This is a genomic window from Frankia sp. AvcI1 (assembly GCF_001420875.1).
GTDB lineage: Bacteria > Actinomycetota > Actinomycetes > Frankiales > Frankiaceae > Frankia > Frankia alni.
This window is the reverse complement of sequence record NZ_LJFZ01000077.1, coordinates 1-1,368: the sequence shown is the minus strand read 5'-3', so window position 1 is coordinate 1,368 and position 1,368 is coordinate 1. Positions and strand designations below refer to the sequence as shown.

The 1,368-nt window shown below is 66.7% G+C and carries 1 protein-coding gene; it reads left to right on the top strand.

The window, feature by feature from the left end; all coding sequences use genetic code 11:
- Positions 1-1,022: 1,022 nt before the first annotated feature.
- A partial coding sequence (locus UK94_RS72450; RefSeq protein WP_235490928.1) for a hypothetical protein occupies positions 1,023-1,368 on the top strand: 346 nt, incomplete at both ends.

Below are 1,368 nucleotides of genomic sequence, written 5' to 3'. Positions count from 1 at the left end.
CAGTCGCTGTTGGAGGACACGGACGCGGTCGAGCATCTGAACGATATGACGGCAGAGGAGTTCTCGGGGTTCATCCCCACGGAGACGCCCCAGGGGCCGGGTGACGGCCCGACCGATCAGGGCAAGGGGAGCTGACGATGGCCGCTGCCCAGCCGATCGAGGACATCCTCCAGACCATCCTCGGATATACCGTCGGCGCGGCCGACGGCGGACTCAATCTCGCCACCGGCCCGGGCGACGGGGACTCGCCCAAACCGAACGGAACACCCAGCAAGAGCGTCGCCGACAACCTGCGGCCGAGCACCATCGGGGGTGCCGGCGGCGCACCCTGGCTGATTCCCGAGGAGCGGGAGGAGCACTACCACACCCTGGGAAGCTGGAAGCCCAAGTTCAAACAGGGCGCGATCACCTTCTGGCGCTGGATGTCAAGCGACAGCATGAGTAACGCGGAGCAGTTGACCCTGTGGGTCGGGAAGAAGGACGACTCCTCGTCGGCGAACCGCAACTCCCCGACGCCCGCGGGCACCGGGGACAGCAATCCGTTGATGGACGTCCGGGCGGCCTGGGCCGCGGTGTTCAAGGACATCCCGCAGATCGCCGGTCCGCGCACGCCGTTCGATCCGGCCACGCTGCGTGGGGTCAATGTGGCCCTGCAGCGGGTCGGGGAGTGGGCCCAGGCCATCTTCGAGGATCTGGACAATGACGTCTCCCGGCTGGACACGAAGGTCGAGAATTTCGACGGCTCGGCGGCCGCGGCCTTCCGGGATCAGGTCAATGCAGCCAGGCGCGGTGTGCAGGGCGTCCTCGACCAGATCAAGAGTTGGTCCGATCCGCTGGGGGAGGCCGTCACCAGCGCGGTGAACTTCGTGAACCAGCTTTTCCTGGACAATGCCTACTGGAACGGGCAGAACGGTCAGGGGGAGACGAGGCCTCCGATTGGTGGGCCCCCCGGCGTCTGGCCGGACCCCTTCAGGCTGATCGTCCAGATGTTCGACGATTCCACGGTGTTCAGCAGCTACGGNACCGACCCGAACTACAACCATTCCCACGGGTTGTGGGAGACCGGCCGGATCCGCGGCGAACTCGGGCAGTACGAGTACGACCTGTGGCGGGAGATGTACATCCGCTTTCCCGACTGGAGTGGCGTCACCGGGGACTTTGCCGTGCTCCGGCAGCCGTCCTGGTTCGCCGCCGACCAGGCCCTGCGGGCTGCGTGGGCCAAGAAGGTGCAGGACAGCTTCGCGCCGTCCGTGGGTCTGGCCCAGGACATGATGGACAAGTTCAACGCCGCGGCCGGCAAGGTCAAGATGACCGCGATGCCGCCGGTCACCCACACCCCGCACGACAAGCCGGAGACCACTGACCCGC